This window comes from Stenotrophomonas sp. AS012628, assembly GCF_010608305.1.
Taxonomy (GTDB): Bacteria; Pseudomonadota; Gammaproteobacteria; order Xanthomonadales; family Xanthomonadaceae; genus Stenotrophomonas; species Stenotrophomonas geniculata.
The window spans coordinates 1-239 of the sequence record NZ_VMBJ01000223.1; the positions used below are offsets into that span (position 1 = coordinate 1).

Here is a 239-nt window from a genome sequence, read left to right on the forward strand (position 1 = left end):
CTCCGGCGCAACGCGCCGGACGCCGGGTGTCAGCGGTTACTTCTTGCCGCTGGCGGCTGCGACTTCAGCGGCGAAGTCGCTTTCCTGCTTCTCGATTCCCTCGCCGAGAGCATAGTTCACAAAGCCGGCGATTTTGATCGGCCCGCCGACCTTACCCTCAGCTTCCTTCACCGCCTGGGCAACCGACTTGCCGCTGTCGTGGATGAAGGCCTGATCGAGGAGGCAAACCTCCTTGTAAT

Annotated in this window: 1 pseudogene; it reads right to left on the bottom strand. The window is 61.9% G+C overall.

Annotated features, from left to right (window positions below):
* Positions 1-36: 36 nt before the first annotated feature.
* Positions 37-239, bottom strand: a pseudogene (gene tsf / locus G5A07_RS21695) (elongation factor Ts); the annotation flags it as partial.